The sequence below is a fragment of the Candidatus Bathyarchaeota archaeon genome, assembly GCA_029882535.1.
Taxonomy (GTDB): domain Archaea; phylum Thermoproteota; class Bathyarchaeia; order Bathyarchaeales; family SOJC01; genus JAOUKM01.
Window position 1 is genome coordinate 32,389 of sequence record JAOUKM010000001.1, and the last position, 22,562, is coordinate 54,950.

Below are 22,562 nucleotides of genomic sequence, written 5' to 3' on the forward strand. Positions count from 1 at the left end.
TTTACACAGATTAGTTAAGGTTCGTCTTCGTCCGCCAAGTGGTATATTTGATACTCCATCAATTCTTCTGCCGTTATGGAGCCAAACTCATCTTGTATTATCATGATGGCTGCTTGAGGCGGTATAATTCCCCTTTCTGTAACTATAAGGTCTATGTACTCTGGAGGAGTTATGTCAAATGAAGGATTCCGCACCGTGACATTCGGTATTCTCTTTAGTGCTTTTTCCGATAGGATTTCTGAAGAACCACGTTCTTCTATTTTCACAAGCTGCCCTAACATGGTCTCTGGGCTGAACTTGTAGGTTTCTGCAGCTACGAAGAATAGAACTCTTGACTCGTGTGCAGCCAAAGCCACCATCGAAGTTCCTATTTTATTTACAACAGCGCCATTAGCAGCTACGGCGTCGGCTCCAACAATCGCCTTATCCATCTTTGCCATAAAAAAGCGGGTAGCTCCATCAACAATTAATGAAGTAGGTATTCCAACATTGCTTAATGCCTTAGCGGTTATTCTGCCCTGAAAGCGCGGTCTCGTTTCACATACAAACACTTTGAAGCGCTTACCCTGATTAAAAGCCGTTTTAAGCACAGCTGTGACTGCAGCGCTATTGCAATGGGTCATGATAAAATCGCCATCTTCTATTCGCCTAGCACCAATTTCACCAATATGTTTTACGGCATTTTCAGAGTTTTGAATAAATTCTGTCGCAGTTTTAACAACAAGAGATCGCAAGTCTTCCAATTTCACGTTTCTTTTTTGAGCTTCTCTAACTCTAAACATTATGTAGCGTATGCTGTTTGGCAATGACACGGCTGTCGGCCGAGTGCTTAGAAGAAGCTTCGCTGAGGTCTCAAGCTCCTTAACCAAAGTTGAAGATTTCCTAGCCTTCGACTGCTGAGCAGTTATAAGAAGCGCTTCAGCAGCAGATCTAGCGATTTTCCCTGCGCCACGTATTTTCATTCTTTTTATGTCCTGGGCAATTTCTTTGACTTTCTCGTTAACTTTCGTCATCGCTTTCTTCTCAAACTATCTTGATAAGCTTTAGAAAAAAGCTTTACTACGTTGTCCGTTGGCATCTCTTGGCGGATTTAACGTTATATTTGCTAATTAGCGCCATGTCTCTTCAAGACAAAAGTTGGAAAAACGGCGCAATGAAGTTTTTTCGCCGAAAAACCCCAAAAACGCGGTTGTACATATTAATTTCATGCGTAAGATTTATAATGTGTTAGTAATGATAACTAGACTTTTGTGGGTTTAAAATGGAAATGGAAGAGATAGCAAAATGGGCGTACATCATCTTCCTTGTCATAGCAATCGTAGCGGGACTAGCAATCGGCTACATGGCCTTTGCTGCACATGAAACAGGGGGCTTTAGCGACCCTGATGTTGAAAACACCAATGGCTATGTCATTCTAATCATGTTAATCCTAGGAATCATTATCGGACTCACAAGCATTACCACTAAAGAGGTCACTCCGTTCCTTATAGCAACAATTGCTCTGATGGTCGCTGGTGCTGGAGGAGTCTGGGATCCACTGCTAAAAATTGAGGCACTACAAGTGGTCTATTATATCGCCGCAGCAATCACCAGCTATATCGCAGCGTTCGCAGCTCCAGCCGCTGTCATAATCGCAGTTAAAGCCGTCCTAGCTATGGCGAAAGAAAAATAGCACACCATTTCCCCAATTTTTCTTTCTTTTTATTTTAAGCCATTCACTAGATAACAATAGAACAGCTATTGCCACTTTCGAATCTAGAAAACATTATAATAAAGTCGAAGCTATTTTCAAAATGTGATCTTTCATGGAAAACGTATTAAACGAGTTGAAAGTCAACCCGCTTAATTATGTTGCACATCTAGAATCACCAATCGGCGTTTACCTTAGAAGAGACACATTCAAAAAAGAAACTAAAGCTGACGTAGACTTGAAGAAAAACTTGTATAAGAAAACGGTTGCCAGTCAGTCAACAGATGGAAGCTGGACCCAGCTATTTGTCACCACTGCTAACAGTCTTTGGAAGCTTGCTCTCCTAGGCTACGATGCAAAAGATAAAAGCGTTAGGAAGGGGCTAGAGTGGCTTCTGTCAATTCAGAGACACCAGTATAGAGGCTATCCAGGTTTTTTTCTCTCAAACAACAGAAAAGACGCGAGCGTGATGCGTTCGACATCTTATGGAGAGTTTGGCCCAGGCTGCACAGTTTTTTACCAAACAACCTATGCAGTTCATTTGTTCCATATTTTCGGTTTTGATAACAACAGGAAAGTTCAAACAACTGTAAAATCTTATCTTAAGTTTTGGAGGCCAGACTGGTGTGGTTCATGGTGCACAATCAACGTGTTACGCATATTAATTGAACATCCGTTGAGCAAAGAATCCAACAAGGTTGAGAGTGGAGTGAAATATTTGGCGAAGCGACAGACCAAGAGAGGAGCGTGGAAAGGTTTTCCTTTCTACCACACGTTTCATGCTTTATCCAGAGCGCACCATGCTTTAGCAAAGAAACAGTTTGAAAAGGCGTTTCCTTTAGTTGTTAGGAGACAGAATAAAGATGGAAGTTGGGGTAGAAAAGAACAAGAGACTGAAACGTTTTTAGTTTTAGATGCTTTGAAAAACTCTGGTTGCATTAAATAGAAACATGACTATAATTATAGCTGCAAAAAATATGCTCTCCTCAATAATATTACAGAAAATCAGACGATGCTTTCTCCTTCAAGCTCACGCAAGCGTTTTTTATGTTCCGCCTGCATCCTGTTCCAACTACACACCAACATCACCTCTCCAAAGTTAGCATAATATCGTTTTTGGTCATATACACCCCCAACTACTCCATCGACGTACCATTCGCCGCCCAAACTGATTCTGCCACTTTCAACGCCGCGAGAAAACCTTAACACGAGAGCGTCACTTCTCTGCCGTCTTGTTGCTGGATGATAAAAATCCACAATCTTTTCGCCAATTTGAACACCGCCCTCAAAGACGGGAACAGTTTCGAAGCTGCCAGGTTTTGGCGTCTTGATTCTATAAGAGGTTTCGTGGCGGCATTCAATGCAGTGGAAACGGATAATCTTGTATTTCTTGTCGTGGCGAAGCTCAAAATTTTCGCTATGGCAGTTTGGACAGCCAGTTGCGGCGATAGTTTGGAGAGCAGTGTTATTTGCGCTAGCCCACTTCAAGTATTGAGTTTCAGGTGAAAATTTGTTTTCTAAATCTTTGAAGGCAAACCACCTATATTTTCGCGGTCGTCCACGTCGTGTCATGCTTCTTCAAGATACAATTGGGTGTTGTTGCTTTTCTTACTTTCCCCAAAACACATAGTGATTAGTGTAGAGGCGAGATCCACACACAGGTTTGTTGGCAAAAACCTGCTTAAAATATACTTACGAGAGCTCAAACCTCTTCTAGACTGGCACACATCTTGTTTAAGAAAACATCAAATACGACTTTATTTAATCTCTGAGCAACATAATCGAGGATGAAGAAAGATTTGGTATTCTTGACGAAGGAAAAGGAGAATTATTGGCGTGGCGCGACCCAGATGAGCATCGAAGATGGGTCTTAGAAAACAAGTCCAGAAGCCTTGAAGACAAGCAGACGAATTTGAAAGAGGCGATTGCTAAGTTTTTGCATAATGGAGATTACATAGCTATGGGTGGATTTGGTCACATTAGAGTTTCTATGGCCGCTATCTATGAAATTATAAGGCAAAGGAAACGTAATCTTGTAATGGCTGGGAAGACTGGCGTTCACGACTTTGACACACTCGTGGCATCAGGTTGCGTAAGCAAGGCGGAGGTAGCCTACTGCTTCGGACACGAGCTTCGAGGCTTGTCGCCAGCATCTAGAAGAGCAGTTGAGAACGGAAGGGTAAAAGTTGTAGCTGAAATTTCAAACGCCGGCTTCCAGTGGCGCTTCAAAGCGGCAGCTATGGGTCTTCCATCTATTCCAACACGCGTGATGCTGGGCACCGACACCTTTAGACACAGTTCTGCGAAGATTATGAAAGACCCATTCAGTGGAAAACCTATATGCTTTCTCCCAGCATGCTATCCAGATGTAGTCTTTGTACATGTACATCGATGCGATAAGTATGGAAACTCTCAAATTGATGGCATAGTTGTCGAGGATTTTGAGCTTGCCAGAGCCGCACGTAGGCTAATCATAACAACTGAAGAAGTCATAGATGAAGAGAAAATCAGAAAAGAACCTTGGAAAACAGTGATTCCTTTCTATTTGGTTGACGCTGTTGTCGAGGTGCCTTATGGATCTCATCCCGGCAACATGCCATACCTTTACTACTCGGATGAGGAGCACATGGCGGAGTGGCTTAAGCTTTCAAAAACAGATGAGGGAGTAAAACAGTATTTCGAAAAATACGTATACGGAGTTGAATCCTTCGAGGAGTATCTACATTTGATTGGTGGAGACCAAAAGCTTAGGTATCTTAGACAAGTTGAGCAACTTAAAGTGCCTGTGAAAGCACCTTGGAAGGAAGGCTGAAACATTATGGAAATGAAGGTTGAGTATTCAACTATCGAGCTTATGGCTTGTGCAGCTTCCAAAATCCTTGATGATAAAAAATCAATCCTTGTTGGAACAGGACTTCCAATTATAGCTGCTGCTTTGGCTCAGAAAACCCATGCGCCTAATCTGCTCATAGTTTTTGAGGCTGGAGGAATGGGACCGCAAATACCGATGCTTCCTATATCCGTAGGGGATTCACGTACGTTTTATAGGGCGCTCATGGCCAGCAGCATGGATTACGTAATGTCTACCGCCCAGTTGGGCTACGTAGACTACAGTTTTCTAGGAGCTGCTCAAATAGACATGTACGGAAACATTAACACCACCGTAATAGGCTCACATGAAAAACCGAAAGTACGGTTGCCTGGAAGTGGCGGTGCAAATGATGCAGGTTCTCTTTGTTGGCGAACAATCATCCTCATGCAACAAAACAAACGAAAATTTGTGGAGAAAGTAGACTTTCTAACCACCCCTGGATATTTAAGCGGCGTTGGCGCTAGGGAGAAGGCTGGACTTCCAGCCGATACAGGTCCGTATCGTGTGATTACTCAGCTGGGGATCATGGGATTTGATGAGAAAACAAAGCGAATGACTCTGCTTTCGGTACATCCTGGAGTGACAGCTGACCAAGTTAAGGCTAGTACAGAGTTTAAACTAATCGTGTCTGACAATGTGACTGTAACAAAGCCGCCGACTGAGAAAGAATTGGAAATACTAAGAACGGAAATTGACCCTGCTGGGATGGTGTTAGGGCGAAGGTAATCTTCCTTCTACTTTTACCTATGTTTCCGTCACACTTTTTGCGTTGCATGCTGAACTCGCTAGTCTTCTTTTCCAAGTTTAGAACAACTTTCGCGCGTGCGCGATATGAATGACCTCAAAATTTTCTAAAAGCGCAAATGAAGTTAAAAGTCTGGGGCGGGATTTGAACCCTCTCCTCAGTGGAGACATCACCTGCAAACCCACATTTTTCTATGGAAAAACGTGCGTATTGACCGTAAGTTTAATGCTGCTCTGCCATAACCTCAATATGATGTGAATTGATTGGGTATGGGGAAAAGCTCTAAGAAAAAGCCAGTGACTAAGAAAGAAAGAAAAGAGAAAAGGAAAAAGCGCAAAGAGAAACGTTGAGACTACTCATACTTCCATGTGCGCGTAGGGAAAAATTATGTGGATGTATGCGTGGAAGCGGAGGATGGGAATTAAACCCACATAGAGTGGAGATATCTCACGTAAACCCCCTCTTTTTCATAGTTTTCCTCTAGGTTTCATTAAACTCTTAGGTTCTCTACTATCCCCTAATCAGCCGTCTACCTGCCTTTTCCAACATCTCAAACTTATGATCCTTTGAGAACCGAGTTACCGGAACCAAATCGAAGATATCGAACCCAAGCCTCCTAAGATAATCTTCAAGATTATAAAGAGCGCGAACTGCACCTCGACCACTTCCACCAGCCGAAGCTATCCCAATCACTTTCTTACCAGTAAAAGTCTTAAAGCCTACACTAGTCTCACATCTACGAAGACGATCCAGAAAGATCTTAGCAAACTCGCTTAAATCATGCCAGTACACAGGAGTAGCAAAAACTAATGCATCACATTTGCCTATCTTATCCGTCAAATTCTGGAAGTCATCTTCAAGAATACAGCCCCCTTCATCCCCGCACTTTCCCCATCCATTGTCACAGGCAATGCACGGCTTAAGGTTCAGCTTATTTAGGTGAATAAGTTCGGTCTCTCCACCCTCATCTCTTACGCCCTTGAGAACGGATTGGGCGAGACTTGACGTCAACCCATTTAAGTTAGGACTCGACTGAATAGCAAGAACTTTCACACTAACAACCTCAAGCTAAAAAATAGAAACGCAAAGAAAAATGTTGCGTAACCACTTTCAATCAAAAGTGCGGGGGGTGGGATTTGAACCCACGAACGCCTACGCGACAAGGTCCTAAGCCTTGCTCCTTTGACCAGGCTTGGAGACCCCCGCTTGAACACTCATCCAAAAGATTGAAACCGTATATAAGCGTAAACATCTGTTTTCGAAATCTTTAAAAACATCTTGAAAAGTAATTTTCTTGACTGTCGCACGCGCATTAAAGGACTCGAAAAGATCTTTGAGTTGTGTGGTTAAGGCCATACCAAGCTCTTTTATTAAAAAAAGGGTGCCTAGCTATTTACTTTACCTTGAGGCTTTTTCTTTTCTTTGGCGACACGTGGTTAAATAGTTGAATATATGGAACTAGAGCTCCCACCACTTTGTTTTCAGCCTTTTTAAGGTGTTCTTGAAACGTCGTGCGTGGCACTTTTTCTTTAGCAGCTATCGTTTGAACATCAGCGTTCCTTGGCAAGTTGTAGTAGCCATGTCGATGCGCAGTTAGCATTGCTTCTATCTGTTTCTTAGTCAAGTCAGAAAATAGGGCGTCAGCTGAAAGCGTCAAAGAACTCGCAATAAACCCGTCGAAGGGGACTTTGCGCAAAATCTTGTAAACCCATCCCCAATTCTCAAGGCGTCGCAAGAGTTCCTCTAGGTCTTCGTGTCTAAATACTACGAGACGATGATAAGCCCAGCTATTCTCTATCAAGTTTGGGAAAATGTTGAGAATGCCTAATTCACCAATATGCCTGACAATTGTGTCTTGTTTCATACAATGACATTCATGTACGTTTAGATAAAGCCTACAACCGTCAGATATTTCCTCGAGAATCCTGTTTCTACCGCAAATCATAAAAACTCCCTAGTCATAAGATTCGATTTCTAACCAAAAATCTCAAGCAGGTGTCTGATTGTCGGAAGGGAAGATTACTGTCAGTCGGAATTGCCGTGAAGCAGTTGATAGATTGCATGAAACTATGAAATTGTTGGATTTGTCCCAGATAGACTTGGCACATAAAGAGAAACGCTACGTGATAGTAGTCGCCATTTTCTCGCTATGGATAGGATTTGCGATTGCCGATTTCGTTTCAGCTGCTACAGTGGTTTATTCAGTAGGCCCTGTTACTGGGATGAAACCCGAATATGTGTTTTGGAATCCTGAAGGAGGAATTTTCATAAGCTTTACGTGGTTTGGCCTTGGACTCATTGTCAGCATCGTGTTTTCATTAATCTCGCTGTGTTATAGTGTTGTTTGCTCTTTTTCTCGCAGAGCAGCAAGAAGAGAATTAAAAGATCTTAACGTGAAGTTGAAAGAGGCTAAAAGCGTCATAGTTGAAGTCTGTCCCATGGAACTCTGGTATAGTGGTGAAGCCTAAAGACATGTAAGATTTCTTTTCCCAAGAAATATGTAAGGCATTTGTTCCAGATAGATACATTGACATCTTTCAAGACCGTGCTCCAAAAAAGTTCTGGCGAAAGATTATACTCCGCATGGAATTAAGATGTTGAAGGGAATGTATGATAAGGCAAACTTGAAGGTGGTAGGGTAGGGAATTCTGCGCATGTCTGTTGTTAAGCTTAAAGCAGTTTCATTTTTCCGCGCGCGCATAAATTTCATCTGCTCTCTAAGTTTCAGAAACTTGAGAAGTTAATTCGTCTATGTATTTCTGCATTAAGGTGTCATACTTCCTAATCCAGTTGTAAACTGTTTGATGTGAAACTTCAATACCTAACAACCAAAGCGATTTCATTGTATTTCTCAGCGATTCGCCACTAAAGTATAACTGCATAGCTGTTGTTATGTTTGAGGATTATGCTTCATTCTCTCAAAACCAATAAATATGTCGGAATGTGAAAGCATTTCGCAGCAGCCAACTGTGCCTCGGTGGCCTAGCCCGGTAGGGCATCGCCTTGGTAAGGCGGTGGTCGCGGGTTCAAATCCCGCCCGAGGCTTCTGTTTCTGAAATATGTACAGACCCGCAATTATCTCTATATTTCTCTGTTCGTGAGTATTAATTATGCGTTCCATAAACGTTCTAACGATTAACGGAGAGCCTGAAAACAAAGGAGACATAGTCAAGATTGTCGAGGATGCGAGGACCTATTTCCCGTTGGAAACATGGGACGATGTTAGATATCTTGGAGGACTTTGTTTGGAGTATGATTTTCAGATAGCAACAAGCGGCGAATCTTTTGGCGCCTTTCTTTTTGAAAAATTGGTTGAGAGAATTGAGGGGATAAAAAACTCTGATAAGTTGATGAGCCTCTTGTTAGGAATAACACCGGACCCTATAGTAGCCATGTACTATTTTTTTGATGGAAAACATTTCAAGAAAGCACTATATCTGGTTCACGATTACGTGGCTGAAAAAGTTGGGGTCGTCTCTTTTTTCCAAGTGAAAGATGAATTTTCAAGCAAAGTGGTGGCGCATGGGTTAGGCCACAACAGAGGTTTGCGTCATCATGTGAAGCCGATTGATCTCATGTATTCCAAGCTGTTACGAGTTCCCGCATTACAGGTGGAAGGTTTTTGTGAAATTTGTCTGCACAAGTTGAAAAAGGATCAAACGGACACATTGGATTTAGAATAATGGATGACACTCGAGAAACAGAGGGCAGATAGAGGAAGGATGATGTGTTCTTTTCAGAGTCCATAGATTTGATCTGGAGCTAAAATGTTAGGAAATCTGTTTCTTAGCCTCAAACGAGTGGAATAGCATAAGTGGCATTCGTCAATGTAGCCTTCTTCGTGTTCAATACCGTATTCTCTAACAAGTTCAGCTGGTCCTCCTTTTAGAATTGGCGCACATATCGGATGTTTCTCTGGATTAAAATTGGCGAATAATTCCGACAGCGGAGTTTGCTTCATATTTCCTATCGTAATGCCTTGACAGATGTGAACATAGCTAAAAGGGTCGATGTGGACTCGGCTTTGGTTAGAAAAGTCTTCGTCTAAGCATTTGTCAAATTCGGTCCAAGGCTTGGTAGGCAGTACTTCAACGAGTTTTTCCACCGCGCGACCTTTAAACAAAACTCTACCTTCGACAACGGGCTTGCCCTTCCACTTAATTTCCTTCATGTATTTTTTTGGGTCTTCGATAGTAATCTTGCTAACAGGTAAGCCAAGGTCTTCTGCTGCTTCGTAAGCGTATTTGGTAAGGTTCTCCTCAGTCTCGCCATAATGGTAAGCGTCATCACTTATAGACAAGTCAGAAATGCCAATCTGAGAAATTGGGGTAAGCCATTCTTTCGCATCTTCGACAGATGTGGCCCAGTAAGCGTTCGTAACTATTCCCCTTTTAAAACCGAAGTCTTTAGCTGCGCGCAGGCCCCAAAGCATGGTTTGATAGTAGAGGAAGGGTTCACCACCCTCAAAGTATATCCACTTAATATGTCCAACACGTTTTGCTTCATTGAGAATTTGGCGTATGTCTGATATTTTCATTACGCCTTCTGCGTCGGGGCGGCTGTAAACGAAACAATGGTCGCATTCGAAGTTGCATTTGTAGGTTTGAAGAAGATGCAACCCTGTTATTGTCATAATTTACTGTTAGAAACTTGCAGCATTTAGCCTTTTTTACAACGGTAAAATGAGGGTGCTCGATGAGTTTTTCACTGCTTTGATTAAAAAGCTATAGGTTTTTATACATTAAATTAGACAAGTTTTTTGAAAGAATAAGCTCTATATATGAGGTGACAGCAACTTGATGAGGGGACTGTATTGGGCTTTGAAGAGCTATTACTATACATAATACCTTTAACCGCAACACCTATCGCAGTCTTCATCGTCCTCTACGTTACAAGGTTTAGAAAAAAGAAAGAGGAAGAAAATTTGCAGCCTTCTCCAAAGCTAGAAGCCACGGAAAGTTGGCGCTACAGAGCCCAACGAAGTATCTCTTTGGATAACGCAAAAGGGGCAAGGGATGAGCTGAGAACCATTAGTTTAGAAAGAGAAATTCTAAGCGATGCCATACGTCGCCTCTACGAAGCCCACGCAGAAGGAAAGATAACTGAAGAAGAACGTGAACAATTGGCTAAAAGATACAAGTCGAGAATGATGACAGTTAAAGAAGCCATAGCAGAGAACGAGTCAATTGTGGCACTTCACGAATTGGAAGCAATGCAGGAAGATTTAATCAAGCTATTTGATGAACGATTCGACGAATTAAACACTAAAATTGAAACTTTACGTTCACAAGTTGGACTTGGAACAGAGGAAACAATCGTTCCCACCCCAATACCACAAATCGAAGCAGAACCACTTGAAAATGCGCTTGCAAGAAAGGCGAAAAAGAAAACCTCACGAAAGCTTCGGAAATCCCGCAAAACAGTTGCGGAAGAAAGAATAGAGAAAATTCGGGCAGAGGTGGAAAAGGTTTTAGACAGGCTTGAGCAGATGGAGGTCGAGACTTAGGCTTGGATTGGCGGGACAACGCCAAAAAGATGGCGGCTGTAAATGCAGTTGAACACGTTAAGGAGGGTTTTATTGTAGGCTTAGGAAGCGGGACAACAGTTGCTTACGCTTTTCAAGAGCTTGGCAAGAGAATACGTCAGAAGAAATTGCGGATTTACGGCGTTCCAACATCTTATCAAGCTTTCCTACTGGCTGTGCAACATAGCATCCCCATAACAACACTGAACGAACATCCCCAACTCGACGTAGCAATAGATGGTGCAGACCAAGTGGACGAAGAGCTTAACATGATAAAAGGCATGGGTGGGGCGCTAACTCGAGAAAAAATAGTGGCGTCTGCGTCAAAAATGAACGTTATCATAGTAGATGAGACAAAGTTGACAAAGAAGTTAGGCGTTAATCAACCCGTTCCAGTTGAAGTTTTACCCTTCGCCTTGTCCACCGTAACAGCAAAATTACACATGTTGGGTAGCAAGCCCATATTACGTGAGGCAGAAAAGAAACTTGGCCCTGTAGTCACGGATAACGGAAACTTCATCCTTGACGTGCACTTCGGACCAATTGACAGCCCAAAAGAGCTAAATCGAAAGCTAAAGGTTATCCCAGGAATAGTTGAAACCGGATTATTCGTGGACATAGCAAGCATTGTCTACATTGGCGGGAAAGAAGCTGTTCGGAAACTAGAAAAGTAGCTATTGGGCTGCAAAGTTTTATTGTTCTTTTGAGAGCAAAGTTTCTGCAACCTCTTTGGCTTTCGTCCCTGTAAAAGGATTCTTAACAATCTCGTTCAGATAATCTTTCCACGAAATGTCTAACGCTTTTATCCAAGTTTCAAATTGCTCCATCAAGTTTTGATGTGCCTTGTCGTGGAGAGCGCAATGGTCCTTATTAACGGCTTCTTTGCCGCAAATTTTGCATTTCAACACGTTTCTTCCTCTCTTCTTTTCTGGGACAAACAGGATTTAGGCACAATCTCCAAGACCTTCGTCCTCTCATAAAGACTATAACCGTTGGCCAATCACAGACGCTACAAGTTCTTCCCGTTGGTTTCACTGTGCCACGTTGAGGGAGGGGAGAAGAGGTTTTGCAGCTGCCTTTGAAGTAGTTGGTGCATCCGACGAAACGTTTGCCAGTTTTACGGGAGCGGAGGATTACGAGTTTGCCCGTTTCACACGTTGGGCAGTCGCCAACTATACGCTCTTGCGGCTTTGACTGTCTAACAGCTTCACTTAGAACTTGACCTATCGTCTCCTCTCGGCTTTCAAGTTCTTCCAACACTAGTTTCAAACGATTAATAGCTTCTGCAAGGACGTTTTCTCGTTTTTCTTCATTGTCTTGGATGCGTTGCATTTTTTCTTCAAGTTCTCGTGTTAGCTTGACTGAAACTATTGTGGGAGCGTGTTTTTGGAGGGTTTCTGTGACACCTTTGCCTAGTTCTGTTACTCTGATGCTTTCTTGTGTAATATATTTTCTATTGTAAAGTGTTTGAATTATGTCTGCTCTTGTGGCTTTGGTGCCAATTCCCTCTGTTTCCATCTTTTTGAGAAGACTGTTGGGGTTATAGCGGGGCGGCGGCTTAGTGAATTTGTCTTCACAAATTACATTTTTTACTTTGACCTTTTCGTCTTCTTCAACATCTGGAAGTAAGACTTCATCAAAGCGAACGTATGGCTTGTAGAAGCGTATCCATCCTTCCTTGAGAACTTTGCGGCCAGACAAGAAAAAGCGGTAGTCATTCAAGTCAATCTCAACCTTCACGCTTTGTTTTGTAGCAGGTTCGCCGAACACCGCCATAAAGCGTCTCACAATCAAGTCCCAAAGTTTCCGTTCAGAAACAGCTAGTCTGCGTTCTGGCAGATTGCCCGTTGGGTAGACGGCTGGGTGTGCAGAGTCTTCTTTTTTGCCTTCTTTAGGCCTCAGTCTTTCAAGTCTAAGTAGTTCTGAAGCTAGTTTACTATAAGTTGATTTTCTGTGCAACCCAGTAAGAATGGATTTGTAGTTGATTGTAGGTGGTAGTTTTTGGCTGCTTGTTCTTGGATAGGAAATTAACGCGCCTAGGTAAAGGCGTTCAGCTAGGTTGGTTGTTCGTCTCGGATTGTAGCCGAAGAGGCGATAGGCTTCGTTTTGCAGTGTGCCTAAGTCAAAGGGAACTGGAGGGTTTTGTCTAAATGTTTTTTCTTCAATTCTCGCTATTTCACCTGTCCTTCCCTTGCAAGCTCCAACTATTTCATCTGCTTCTGCTTTGTTCTCTATCGTTTTCTTTTCGTATCCTGCTTCGTAAAGCTTACCTTGCACTTCAACTTGGGCTTTGACGATCCAATAGGGTGTGGGAACAAAGCAGGCGATGGAATCCTCTCTTAAGACTAAAAACCGCAAAGCTGGACCTTGCACTCTGCCTGTGCTTAGAGTTGCGTATCTGCCGCTTGCTCGTTTAAACGCTGAAGTCAGTGCTCTTGAAAGGTTTATGCCATAAAGCCAGTCTACTTCGTGCCTAGCTTTCCCGGCTTCTATGAGACTGAAATCAAGTGCTGGCAAAGGATGGTTGTAGGCTTGTTCTAGCTCGGTTTTTGTCAGCGTGGAATATTTCATTCGTTTAGCAACATCTGCCTTGCCACAAGCATAGTTGAGGATGCTGTAGCCGATGAGGCTGCCTTCGATGTCATAGTCGCAAGCATCTATAAACACGTCGGCATTCAAAGCCAGATTGGAAATGGTTTCAATCCACACCTTGGTTCGTTGAGCGCCTTTCTCAACCAAGTATCGAGGAGCCCATTCAAACTTGAAAATCGGATAGTGAGATCTTCCGCCTTTTCCTTTGGCAACGGTGTAAAGATGCCCAAGGGCTGAAACAACAACAATCGTCTTATCTCTCTCAGCAACGAAATACGGAACGCCTTTTTCTTTATGCACCTTCGGCTTGCTCTTCTTGTCCAGAGCTTTGGCAATACGTTCAGCAGCAGTCGGTTTTTCAGCGACGATCAAAGTATACTTTCCCATAAAGGCGCCCTCAAGACTTGCAAATTTCACCCTTTTCATTTACTTTACTCTTTCGCCAAAAGATAACAAAAAGCCAAACGGTTATTGCAACAAAAATAATTACGAAATGCTAATTATATTTCGAATATGTTTGGCCTCTATAAAAAGAACTCAGTTTTTTCCGAACTATTGCTAGTAGTGTTGCCACGACTAAAATTGGCAGGATGTTGTTCCATGGAAACTCTGGTATAACGGGTACTTTTTGAATAACCTCATCGAATGTTGACCCAGAAACATCTTTAGCATAGAGGTTAAGCGTTCCGTTAGTGAAAATATCTACTAATACGAAGTGATGTATACTTGAAGAGTAATCGGTCCACCAATTTGATCCGTTAGAGTATAAAGGTGCTCCCCAGCCGCCGGAAATTATGTACATTGTTCCTTTAGAGTAAGTGTCTTGTGGGGAAGTTTTGGATGCTGTATAGTTAATTGGCTTTGAACGTTCGTAATTATGGTCATGCCCTGCAAAAACAATATCAACATGATATTTGTCGAATAGAGGACACCAGTATTCTTGACCTTCAGTCCAGGAATCGTGCTTGCCAGAAGAGAACGGTGGTTGATGAAATAGGACAAACTTCCAAGCATAGTTTCCATGAGATGCTAGGTCATTTTCTAACCAGTCAAGTTGTGCACTTGATGGGTCAGCCTCACTGTTTAGGACGGTTATATGCACATATTTTCCCCAATTGAGTGAGTACCACTGCTCGTTACCAGGCAGAGCAAACTGTTCATAATAATTGGTGGCGTTCTGTTCGTGATTTCCGAGACATGGTATGATGGGTATAGTCAAACTGTTGCTTCCAATCCAATATGAATGTAAACCTTCGAAAAAACTGTCCCACATGGTTTGGTTGTAGCCAGAAGTCACGAGGTCTCCGCTAAATAGCACAAAACTTGGATTAAACTTGCTCATACCCCTAGATATGTTGTCACGTTGTGACCAGTTGGTTCTGGAATCCCCACCGACTACAAACCTTAGGTGGGAAGAGTGGATTGGCGCTGTTCGGAAACTTCGTTCATCGCTGTATCCCCCTTTTTCTCCTCCGCAAACGAAATAATATGTTGAATTCGGTTTCAAACCTGACAGTTCCACGTCATGTATGCCGCCTGAAGCCCCGGGATATGTGTGATTTGTTCCTATAACCGAATATCGGTAAAGTGAAGGGGCACTATTCCGCGAAACGTTGTCATAAGCGACTGTGTTCCCCGAGTCTGAATCTCTAGTTTGCCAAGTTACGGTTATCGTGCTAGACATGTTGTTGTATTGCCAAGTCAAATGTATATGGATCGGCAAGTCTAGCTTTTCAGCAATACTTTCCTCGCAGAACAAAGGCGCAAATACTACAAATGCAGCTAGTATCAAGCCAATTGTTAGACGAAAGCTTTCCCCTTTAATCATGTTCATCCACATGCATGTGTTATTAAATACTAACAGATTAGTAGCTATGAAAGATTTAACTTTCGATAAAAAAGGAAAAGGCCCAATCCTTCTAGTCATATCCGGAGCTTATTAGCTACCTGTTTGGAAATAAATAAAACCTAGGAGAGCTTAGAAGAGGCGCACACACTCCTAAATCTCATTAAGGCTTATGAGAAGACATAAATAGTTTGCCCCATCTGTTCATTCTGGACCAACACAAGGGATAATATTTATGCCTCAAAAAGTTTTTTGTCAAAAATGCGGTTATACTTTATATGAAGGCCCAGAATTGAAACCACCGGACGAAATTATACACAAATACAACGGAAAATGCCCAAAATGCGACAGGAAACTGTCTTTCATACCCATAGATGTTGAAGTTAAACCAGCAAAATAGGAAATTGAAAGGTGTCATCACTTGAGCAAGCAAGGAAAAAAGACTCACCTCTACAATTTTCACGCCCGAAACGGCAAAATAATCTCCTTTACAGAATTTGAAATGCCAGTCTGGTACAAAGGCATAATTCCAGAACATCTAGCTGTAAGAAACAGCGTCGGCATTTTTGACGTAACTCACATGGGAAGGGTAATAATAACTGGAAAAGACACGGAAGAATTCCTCAACTACGTAACAACAAATAATGTATCCAAGCTAGAACCGTTAAGTGCCCACTACTCAACCATGTGCAATGAAAAAGGCGGAATAAAAGACGACTTTGTCATCTCACGACAAGCAAAAGACAAGTTCTTTATGGTATATAACGCCGCCAACAGGGACAAAAACTACCAATGGCTAACAAAACAAGCAAACCAGTTCAACGTGAAAATAGAAGATGTGTCAGACAACATAGCCATGTTCGCAGTTCAAGGACCAAAAGCCCAAGAAACACTGCAGAAAATCTCCACAGGAGACTTGGACGAAATTAAACGATTCAAATGCGGATGGACAAAACTTTCAGGTCTTGAGACTTTCATGTCAAGAACAGGCTACACAGGCGAAGACGGATTCGAAGTATTCATCTGGGACACCCCTGTTTCAAACCCGGAAAAAGCAGTTAAAGCATGGAACGCCGTTCTTGAAGCAGGGAAAGAATTCAATATCGAGCCCTGCGGCTTGGGCGCTAGAGACACTTTGAGGCTAGAAGCGGGCTTGTGCCTCTATGGCAACGACATAGACGAAAACACCACACCCCTAGAGGCAAGAATAAGTTTCGTGGTGAAGCTGAAGAAAGAAAATTTCGTAGGCAAAGAAGCATTGCTCAAGCAAAAAGCTGAAGGAATAAAGAAAAAGCGCATCGGTCTAAAAATGCTTGAAGCAGGAATTCTACGCTCCAAACATGAAGTCTTCAAAGATGGAAAGAAAATAGGCTACGTAACAAGCGGAACCTTCTCGCCACTACTAAAATACGGCATTGCTATGGTCTACGTTCAAACAGAGCATGCAATTGAAGGAGAAAAAGTTGACGTAAAGATTAGAAATAAACAAAGAAAAGCTGAAATTGTCAAACCACCATTCTATGACACCAATCAATACGGTTACGCGAGAAAACAATGATGCTAAATTATTTCCGAAAACCGCAAGGGAAATAAAAGAGTTCTATCAACTTGTTTGAGCAAAAGGGAGACGTTGCCATTGGACCTTAGAAGCTTAATAACACGGCAAAAAATTGTGGATGCCCTGCATGGTCTATCAAACTTAAGAATCCCTGTTTCTCGCTCTACACTACTTACAATTTCAGCATTAACGCTTATTTTCTTTATCGCCTTCTCCATAAGACTGTTCCCTATCCGCTGGGGACTCGAGCTCTCAGAATTCGACCCATACTTTCAATATCAATTTACAGAAAAAATAGTAAAAGACGGATACTTCGACTGGTTGACGTGGACAACACGAGAATCTAACCGATGGTATCCTCTTGAAGTATCAATAGGACGCGCAGCTTTCCCAGGCCTTCCCCTAACCGCCGCAACCTTATACAACATACTCTCCATCTTAGGCGTGCCTATATCACTCTATCATTTTTGCATAATATTCCCAGCAATTTTCGGAGCGTTGGCGTGTTTGATGGCCTATTTCTTGGGAAACGATATCGGAGGCAAAACTGTAGGCCTTCTCTCTGCCTTCTTCCTCGCATTAAATGCGTCCCACATCACAAGAACCGCCGCAGGCTTCTTCGATGATGAAACAGTTGGGATAGGGGCTATCCTCCTCTTTACCTTCTTGTTTCTCAGAGCCTTAGACAAGGAACGCTCCCGAAAACACTCCATAATCTACGCGGTCACCGCTGGTTTGACGCTCGGCTACATAACCGCCTCATGGGGAGCGGCACTTTACCCAATCGCGATGGCAACTCTCTTCGTTTTTGTCTTAATTTTAATCAAACGTTACTCACGCCGGCTACTTATTTCATACAGCCTAACATTCGGTCTCGGTTTGTTCCTAGCCATCAACATCCCCAAAAACTCCACTACATACCTTACGACAATGGCAGTCCTGCCGGTGCTAGGTGTCTTCGGTTTGCTATGCCTCAATGAAATACTAAGCGCCACAAGAACCCAAAAAAGAAAAATCATCTTAACAGTGATTTTCTTTGCAACATTAATAGGGGGATTCCTAGCTCTATCGTATTTTGGATATATGGGTTCGATTGCGGGAAAATTTATTCGCGTGGTTGACCCGCTGCAGAGGGAAGCATCAGAAATATACCAGTCGGTTCAAGAGCACAGACTCACCGCTTGGGGCTCCATATACTATGACTACGGTATAGGTGTCCTATTTTTCGCATTAGGCTTATTTTTTGCAATAAGAGACCTTACAAATCGGAACCTTTTCATCATAATTTTTGGTATAACAACATTGTACTTTGCTTCTTCCATGGTCCGATTAACCATATTGCTAGCACCTGCATTCACCATCTTAATGGCAATTGGAATAGTAAACTTGTTGAGACCCTTCATGGCCATAATGAAAAGGACGCCAAAACTACCGTCAGGAAAGAGATACATTACTGGACGTGTTGGAAAAGAATTCAGCGGATCAGTTCTCATCCTTATGTTCTTACTTTTAACTGTGACCTATGCCTTTCCTATGCGTGGAGGAGAAGTAAGTGTGTATAGTCATGCATACTCGCCATCTACAATACTTGCTGCAAGCGTTCCAATAAAGCCGGGAGAACCAATAGAAGAGTGGACTAAGATGCTCAGTTGGATGCAATTTAACCTTCCAGAAAAAGCAATTATTTGCAGTTGGTGGGACTATGGGTATTGGATTTCGGTGAAGGGAAATCGAACTTCTCTTGCAGACAACGCCACTTTCAATTCTACACACATAGGATTAATAGGTGAAGTATTCATGTCTAACGAAACTCAAGCCATAAAAATCCTGAAAGAACAGTTCAACGGTCCAGATGGCCCCCCGACACATATCCTTGTCTTCACAACATTCAACAGCTTAGGCGGCGACCAAGGCTACGGAGACGAAGGAAAATGGAGATGGATGGCTAGAATCGCCAACCAAACTGTAGCATCTGGATTTTACCATGAGTGGGGAGACCAAGGGCAGAATAATACGTTTGGGTATATCACGGAAAATCAGTGGGTGTGGAATGCCCAAGGAAAGAACACAACCGTTTACAAGTTGATGCAAGCTGGAAAACATCACATAGTCTCTTCTGTAGAATTGCCTCAGCTAAAATACTTTAAAGTCGCCTACTTCTCACCTGGAAACCCCGTAGCATCCCTTGGAACGTATGAAGACCAAACGATCTATCTTCACGCGTTAGTTTGTCTTTATGAAATTAACTACCCCACCGCTTGAAGGAGAAGAACTTGTTTCCCAAAGCTATCGATCAACATAAGCCAAATAAGCCTTTAATTCACAACGGACTCGGCGTAATCTATGTCATAGTTAGCGCAGTATACCTTTTTCTGCTCTACTACTTTGACTTTACAGCAGCTTTACCCTTGGCTGGCTGTATTTTGTTCGGCGGATTTATGGGGCTCCTTGACGACTGGATGGATTTGAGATGGCGATACAAAGCATTCCTTCCGGTATTTGCGTCTTTGCCACTTGTTGTGCTACGAGAAGGAAATCCTATAATGGCAACTTACATTTTTGGTAAAGTTGATTTCAGTCAGTTTCATTTCAACGGTTTTCCCTTAGGAGAAACACTATTCTACTTTGCAGTAATTCCGTTAATCGTAACCGTTGCCACCAACGCTATAAATCAGCTTGGCGGACTAAATGGATTGGAAACAATCTGCCCTTCTATTGTTTTGATTGGTCTAATGCTTACATCTAATCGAAGCGTTTTGCTTTTTGTTCCACTAGCCGTCTATCTTGTTTTGGCTGTTTTCAATTTTTTTGGTAAAATTTTTGTGGGTAATACAGGTTCCTTCGCCATTGGCATCACGGTCGCCTCATACGCCATTATTGTCAACAACGAACAGACATTGCTAATTTCAATTCTGCCCTTCATCTTCAACTCCTTCCTAATACTGCTAAACGTTTTCCTCTTCGGCAAAACTGCCCACCTCATTCTAGAAGGAAGCAAGCTACGTTCAGATAGCAAGCGCAGCTTACTAACGTTAATCGCTCACTATAGACCTTTATCCGAGCGAAAACTAGTGTTAGCCGTTTCGTTGCTCGTGGCACTCTCTACTTTCATAGCGGTTTTTGTGTGGTTCATATGGTAAAAAGAATCTTGATAACAGGCGCCGGCGGCCCAGCTGGAGTAAACTTCACGCAGTCGTTGAGAATTGCGCCTGAGAAGATGTTCTTGGTGGGCGCCGAAGCGAACCAGTACTACGCTAATCTAGCCGTTACTGATAAAGTAAGCGTTGTCCCGAAGGCAACAGCTTCTGATTACATCGACAAGATAAACGAAATCATTGAAAAAGAAAAAATTGATTTTGTCCATCCACAACCAGACGTTGAAGTGAAAACGATTTCAGAGACCAGAGAAAAGCTTAACGCAAACACCTTCCTCCCTTCAAAAGGCACAGTGCGCATTTGCCAAGACAAACTTGAGTCGGCTGAAAAGTGGAAAGGAAAAGGCATTCCTGTAGCAAAAACCGTTGAGTTAAGGAACGAAGGCGACGTTGAAAAGGCTTTTGAAGAGCTTGGGGCGCCCCTTTGGATAAGAGCCAAACGAGGTGCGGGAGGAAAAGGAAGCACTCCTGCGAGCAGTCTAGAAACGGCGTTGTCGTGGATCAGCTACTGGAAATCCCGTAACAAAGGATGGGAATTCATAGCCCAAGAGCATTTGCAAGGAAGAAACGTTGCGTTTCACAGCCTATGGAAAGATAGCAGACTCGTCACTTCCATGGCTAGAGAACGAGTTCAATACATTTATCCTCATCTCGCCCCTTCAGGAATCACTGGAACACCTTCTGTTCAACGAACAATCCACGATGACGAGGTCAACGAAATCGCCACCGAAGCTGTGCTAGCAATCGACCCGAACTTCAATGGTATTGCCTGTGTAGACTTGAAGGAAAATGATAAGGGAATTCCGTGTGCAACGGAAATCAACGCTGGACGAATGTTCACTACTTCATTTTTTTTCTCCTATGCGAGCAAGAAAATGCTAAAGAATTATCACGCCAACTTCCCCTACCTCTACGTTAAACTAGCCTACCGAGAACACATGCCCAATGTTCCCAAACATAACATTCTGCCACAAGAACTCTACTGGGTCAGACACATCGATGCGCCAGCAAGACTTGTAAAGGCAGGAAAAGTGGTTGGGGCAATGTACAAATGATTTATGGCGTAATTTTTGATTTGGAAGAAACATTGGTTAAGCTTCCTATAGATTATGAGCCATTGTATGAAGAGATAAAGAGAGCGCTAAGGATTTCGAGAGTTAAACCGTTAACTAAAACTGTTAAGAAGTTAGATGGTAAGTCACGGGAGAAAGTTTATAAACTTTGGGAATGTGCTGAATTGAAAGCGTTACCGAACATGAGCGCCAACGAGGAAGGAATGAAAATATACAAAAAACAATGCAATAAGCCCGTGGCGTTAGTTACCATGCAAGGTAAGACTGTTGTCAGAAAGATTCTTGACCACTTTCACCTATCTTTTAATGTCATAGTCACTAGGGAAGATGAGATAGATAGAGTAAGACAATTAAGAAAAGCCATAGACGAAATAGGCTTGAAGCCCCACAGCGTGCTCGTGGTCGGAGATAGAGACAGCGATGAAGACTCAGCTAAACAAGTCGGTTGCAAATTCTTAAGGGTGATGGCTTGAAAGTCTGGTATGATGCGTGTACTGGAAAACACGTAAGATATGGAGTTGCCATAGCCCAACGGCTCAAAGCTTCAGGACACGAAGTCATACTCACCACCAGAAAACACCCCGATACACTTGCATTATCCAAACTGCTTGGCGAAAAGTTCAAAGTTGTGGGCAAGTATTCCCCCTCTTCACCTCAGTCGAGACTGAAAGAAAGCTTGAAGCGTCAACTCGCTTTTTGTGAAATGTTCGAGAACGAACCACCAGATTATGCTGTCTCTCACGGGTCTATCGACTTGTGTCGAGTTGCTTTCGGATTGGGCGTACCTACAATATCAACGGCTGATGCCCCCCATGCCATTGCGGCAAACAAACTTGCACTGCCACTAGTCAATGTCTTAATCGCTTCCAAGGCAATCCCTCCACGGGAATATGAGAGCTTTGGAGTTAAGAGAATCGTCCAGTTTGACGGAGTGGACGAGGTGGCTTGGGTGAAGGGCTACAAGGCTAGACCCGACGAGTACGAAAAGCCCCTAATCGTTGTTAGACAAATGGAAACCATGGCATCTTACGCCAAAGGAAAACACGACGCCACGGAACAGATAGCACAGAAACTTGTCTCCCTTGGAAATGTGATGTTTATTCCACGATATAGCAGAAGCTCCAGACGCGGGTTGATTGTTCCGCAAAAATTTGTTGATTCTGTCAGTCTTTCAGCTACCGCAGATCTGGTAGTGAGTGTTGGGGGAACTATTTCTAGGGAAGCCGCGTTGCAGGGGACTCTGAGCATAGTGATTCGCACTTTTGGAGCGTCTTACGTCAATGATTATATTTTCAAGGGGGGATTCCCATTATTCACGGTGGAGCCGAGTGAAGCTCTAAAACTAGCGAAGAAATATGTAAGTCGAAAATGGGACGTTAAAGAACGTCTAGAACAGCTTGAAAATCCAGTCGACTATGTTGAAAAAACCATTAGAGAGAAGCTCTGACATTGCTGAAAAGATGTCGAAACAAAGTTTGAGTTTTTAAAAGCGGCATTTCTATCAAAT

24 protein-coding genes and 2 tRNA genes are annotated in these 22,562 nt (G+C 42.8%); 16 read left to right on the forward strand and 10 right to left on the reverse strand.

Annotation, left to right across the window (positions count from 1 at the left end):
- Positions 1–14 precede the first annotated feature (14 nt).
- The gene (locus OEX01_00190) at positions 15–1,013 is read right to left on the reverse strand and encodes a ribose 1,5-bisphosphate isomerase (protein ID MDH5447414.1); all 999 of its coding nucleotides are present in this window, start codon (positions 1,011–1,013) and stop codon (positions 15–17) included.
- Positions 1,014–1,261: 248 nt separating this feature from the next.
- Here OEX01_00190 and OEX01_00195 point away from each other — a divergent pair, with 248 nt between their 5' ends.
- Positions 1,262–1,672: a hypothetical protein gene (locus tag OEX01_00195; GenBank protein MDH5447415.1), complete on the forward strand. Its 411-nt coding sequence runs from the start codon at positions 1,262–1,264 to the stop codon at positions 1,670–1,672.
- A 133-nt stretch (positions 1,673–1,805) separates the two neighbouring features.
- Positions 1,806–2,636 (forward strand): hypothetical protein, encoded by an 831-nt coding sequence (locus tag OEX01_00200; GenBank protein ID MDH5447416.1) that lies wholly within the window; start codon positions 1,806–1,808, stop codon positions 2,634–2,636.
- A gap of 59 nt (positions 2,637–2,695) precedes the next feature.
- Here the strand turns inward: OEX01_00200 and OEX01_00205 are convergent, their stop codons facing one another.
- Positions 2,696–3,178 carry a hypothetical protein gene (locus OEX01_00205; GenBank protein MDH5447417.1) on the reverse strand — a complete coding sequence of 161 codons (483 nt, stop codon included), beginning with the start codon at positions 3,176–3,178 and terminating at the stop codon, positions 2,696–2,698.
- A 343-nt stretch (positions 3,179–3,521) separates the two neighbouring features.
- On the opposite strand from OEX01_00205, the gene OEX01_00210 reads away from it, so the two are divergent.
- Positions 3,522–4,502 (forward strand): CoA transferase subunit A, encoded by a 981-nt coding sequence (locus tag OEX01_00210; GenBank protein MDH5447418.1) that lies wholly within the window; start codon positions 3,522–3,524, stop codon positions 4,500–4,502.
- A 6-nt stretch (positions 4,503–4,508) separates the two neighbouring features.
- Positions 4,509–5,288 (forward strand): 3-oxoacid CoA-transferase, encoded by a 780-nt coding sequence (locus tag OEX01_00215; GenBank protein MDH5447419.1) that lies wholly within the window; start codon positions 4,509–4,511, stop codon positions 5,286–5,288.
- A 529-nt stretch (positions 5,289–5,817) separates the two neighbouring features.
- On the opposite strand, the gene OEX01_00220 is transcribed toward OEX01_00215, so the two are convergent.
- From OEX01_00220 to OEX01_00230, 3 genes are all read right to left on the reverse strand, one after another.
- The gene (locus OEX01_00220; GenBank protein ID MDH5447420.1) at positions 5,818–6,360 is read right to left on the reverse strand and encodes a flavodoxin family protein; all 543 of its coding nucleotides are present in this window, start codon (positions 6,358–6,360) and stop codon (positions 5,818–5,820) included.
- A 68-nt stretch (positions 6,361–6,428) separates the two neighbouring features.
- Positions 6,429–6,513: transfer RNA gene (locus OEX01_00225), tRNA-Leu, on the reverse strand.
- A 187-nt stretch (positions 6,514–6,700) separates the two neighbouring features.
- Positions 6,701–7,252: a helix-turn-helix domain-containing protein gene (locus OEX01_00230; GenBank protein ID MDH5447421.1), complete on the reverse strand. Its 552-nt coding sequence runs from the start codon at positions 7,250–7,252 to the stop codon at positions 6,701–6,703.
- Positions 7,253–7,310: 58 nt separating this feature from the next.
- On the opposite strand from OEX01_00230, the gene OEX01_00235 reads away from it, so the two are divergent.
- Positions 7,311–7,775 (forward strand): hypothetical protein, encoded by a 465-nt coding sequence (locus tag OEX01_00235; protein MDH5447422.1) that lies wholly within the window; start codon positions 7,311–7,313, stop codon positions 7,773–7,775.
- Positions 7,776–7,879: 104 nt separating this feature from the next.
- Here OEX01_00235 and OEX01_00240 read toward each other — a convergent pair whose 3' ends face one another.
- Positions 7,880–8,017 (reverse strand): hypothetical protein, encoded by a 138-nt coding sequence (locus tag OEX01_00240; GenBank protein ID MDH5447423.1) that lies wholly within the window; start codon positions 8,015–8,017, stop codon positions 7,880–7,882.
- 261 nt (positions 8,018–8,278) lie between these two features.
- Between OEX01_00240 and OEX01_00245 the strand changes: the two genes are divergently transcribed.
- Positions 8,279–8,352, forward strand: a tRNA-Thr gene (locus OEX01_00245).
- 65 nt (positions 8,353–8,417) lie between these two features.
- Entirely contained in the window at positions 8,418–8,990 is a 573-nt protein-coding gene (locus OEX01_00250) for a hypothetical protein (protein ID MDH5447424.1), read from the forward strand.
- A 53-nt stretch (positions 8,991–9,043) separates the two neighbouring features.
- Here the strand turns inward: OEX01_00250 and OEX01_00255 are convergent, their stop codons facing one another.
- Positions 9,044–9,940 carry a radical SAM protein gene (locus tag OEX01_00255; GenBank protein ID MDH5447425.1) on the reverse strand — a complete coding sequence of 299 codons (897 nt, stop codon included), beginning with the start codon at positions 9,938–9,940 and terminating at the stop codon, positions 9,044–9,046.
- A 180-nt stretch (positions 9,941–10,120) separates the two neighbouring features.
- Between OEX01_00255 and OEX01_00260 the strand changes: the two genes are divergently transcribed.
- Positions 10,121–10,813 carry a hypothetical protein gene (locus OEX01_00260; protein ID MDH5447426.1) on the forward strand — a complete coding sequence of 231 codons (693 nt, stop codon included), beginning with the start codon at positions 10,121–10,123 and terminating at the stop codon, positions 10,811–10,813.
- Between the two features lie 2 nt (positions 10,814–10,815).
- Positions 10,816–11,505 carry a ribose 5-phosphate isomerase A gene (gene rpiA / locus OEX01_00265; GenBank protein MDH5447427.1) on the forward strand — a complete coding sequence of 230 codons (690 nt, stop codon included), beginning with the start codon at positions 10,816–10,818 and terminating at the stop codon, positions 11,503–11,505.
- Positions 11,506–11,523: 18 nt separating this feature from the next.
- On the opposite strand, the gene OEX01_00270 is transcribed toward rpiA, so the two are convergent.
- From OEX01_00270 to OEX01_00280, 3 genes are all read right to left on the reverse strand, one after another.
- Positions 11,524–11,736, reverse strand: a complete 213-nt coding sequence (locus OEX01_00270; protein MDH5447428.1) for a hypothetical protein — start codon at positions 11,734–11,736, stop codon at positions 11,524–11,526.
- Positions 11,702–13,849 (reverse strand): DNA topoisomerase I, encoded by a 2,148-nt coding sequence (topA, locus tag OEX01_00275; GenBank protein ID MDH5447429.1) that lies wholly within the window; start codon positions 13,847–13,849, stop codon positions 11,702–11,704. Before topA ends, OEX01_00270 begins: the two co-directional genes overlap by 35 nt.
- A 70-nt stretch (positions 13,850–13,919) precedes the next feature.
- The gene (locus tag OEX01_00280) at positions 13,920–15,257 is read right to left on the reverse strand and encodes a metallophosphoesterase family protein (GenBank protein ID MDH5447430.1); all 1,338 of its coding nucleotides are present in this window, start codon (positions 15,255–15,257) and stop codon (positions 13,920–13,922) included.
- A gap of 247 nt (positions 15,258–15,504) precedes the next feature.
- Here OEX01_00280 and OEX01_00285 point away from each other — a divergent pair, with 247 nt between their 5' ends.
- The 7 genes from OEX01_00285 to OEX01_00315 are packed head-to-tail and all read left to right on the forward strand — an operon-like array spanning position 15,505 to position 22,502.
- The gene (locus OEX01_00285; GenBank protein MDH5447431.1) at positions 15,505–15,669 is read left to right on the forward strand and encodes a hypothetical protein; all 165 of its coding nucleotides are present in this window, start codon (positions 15,505–15,507) and stop codon (positions 15,667–15,669) included.
- A gap of 21 nt (positions 15,670–15,690) precedes the next feature.
- The gene (gene gcvT, locus OEX01_00290; protein MDH5447432.1) at positions 15,691–16,827 is read left to right on the forward strand and encodes a glycine cleavage system aminomethyltransferase GcvT; all 1,137 of its coding nucleotides are present in this window, start codon (positions 15,691–15,693) and stop codon (positions 16,825–16,827) included.
- 54 nt (positions 16,828–16,881) lie between these two features.
- Positions 16,882–19,089 carry a hypothetical protein gene (locus OEX01_00295; protein MDH5447433.1) on the forward strand — a complete coding sequence of 736 codons (2,208 nt, stop codon included), beginning with the start codon at positions 16,882–16,884 and terminating at the stop codon, positions 19,087–19,089.
- Between the two features lie 11 nt (positions 19,090–19,100).
- Positions 19,101–19,967, forward strand: a complete 867-nt coding sequence (locus OEX01_00300) for a hypothetical protein (GenBank protein MDH5447434.1) — start codon at positions 19,101–19,103, stop codon at positions 19,965–19,967.
- Entirely contained in the window at positions 19,961–21,037 is a 1,077-nt protein-coding gene (locus tag OEX01_00305; GenBank protein MDH5447435.1) for an ATP-grasp domain-containing protein, read from the forward strand. Before OEX01_00300 ends, OEX01_00305 begins: the two co-directional genes overlap by 7 nt.
- Complete coding sequence (locus tag OEX01_00310) at positions 21,034–21,528, forward strand: HAD hydrolase-like protein (protein MDH5447436.1); 495 nt, start codon at positions 21,034–21,036, stop codon at positions 21,526–21,528. The genes OEX01_00305 and OEX01_00310 overlap by 4 nt, the downstream gene beginning before the upstream one ends.
- Positions 21,525–22,502 (forward strand): DUF354 domain-containing protein, encoded by a 978-nt coding sequence (locus OEX01_00315; protein MDH5447437.1) that lies wholly within the window; start codon positions 21,525–21,527, stop codon positions 22,500–22,502. The genes OEX01_00310 and OEX01_00315 overlap by 4 nt, the downstream gene beginning before the upstream one ends.
- Positions 22,503–22,562: the final 60 nt, after the last annotated feature.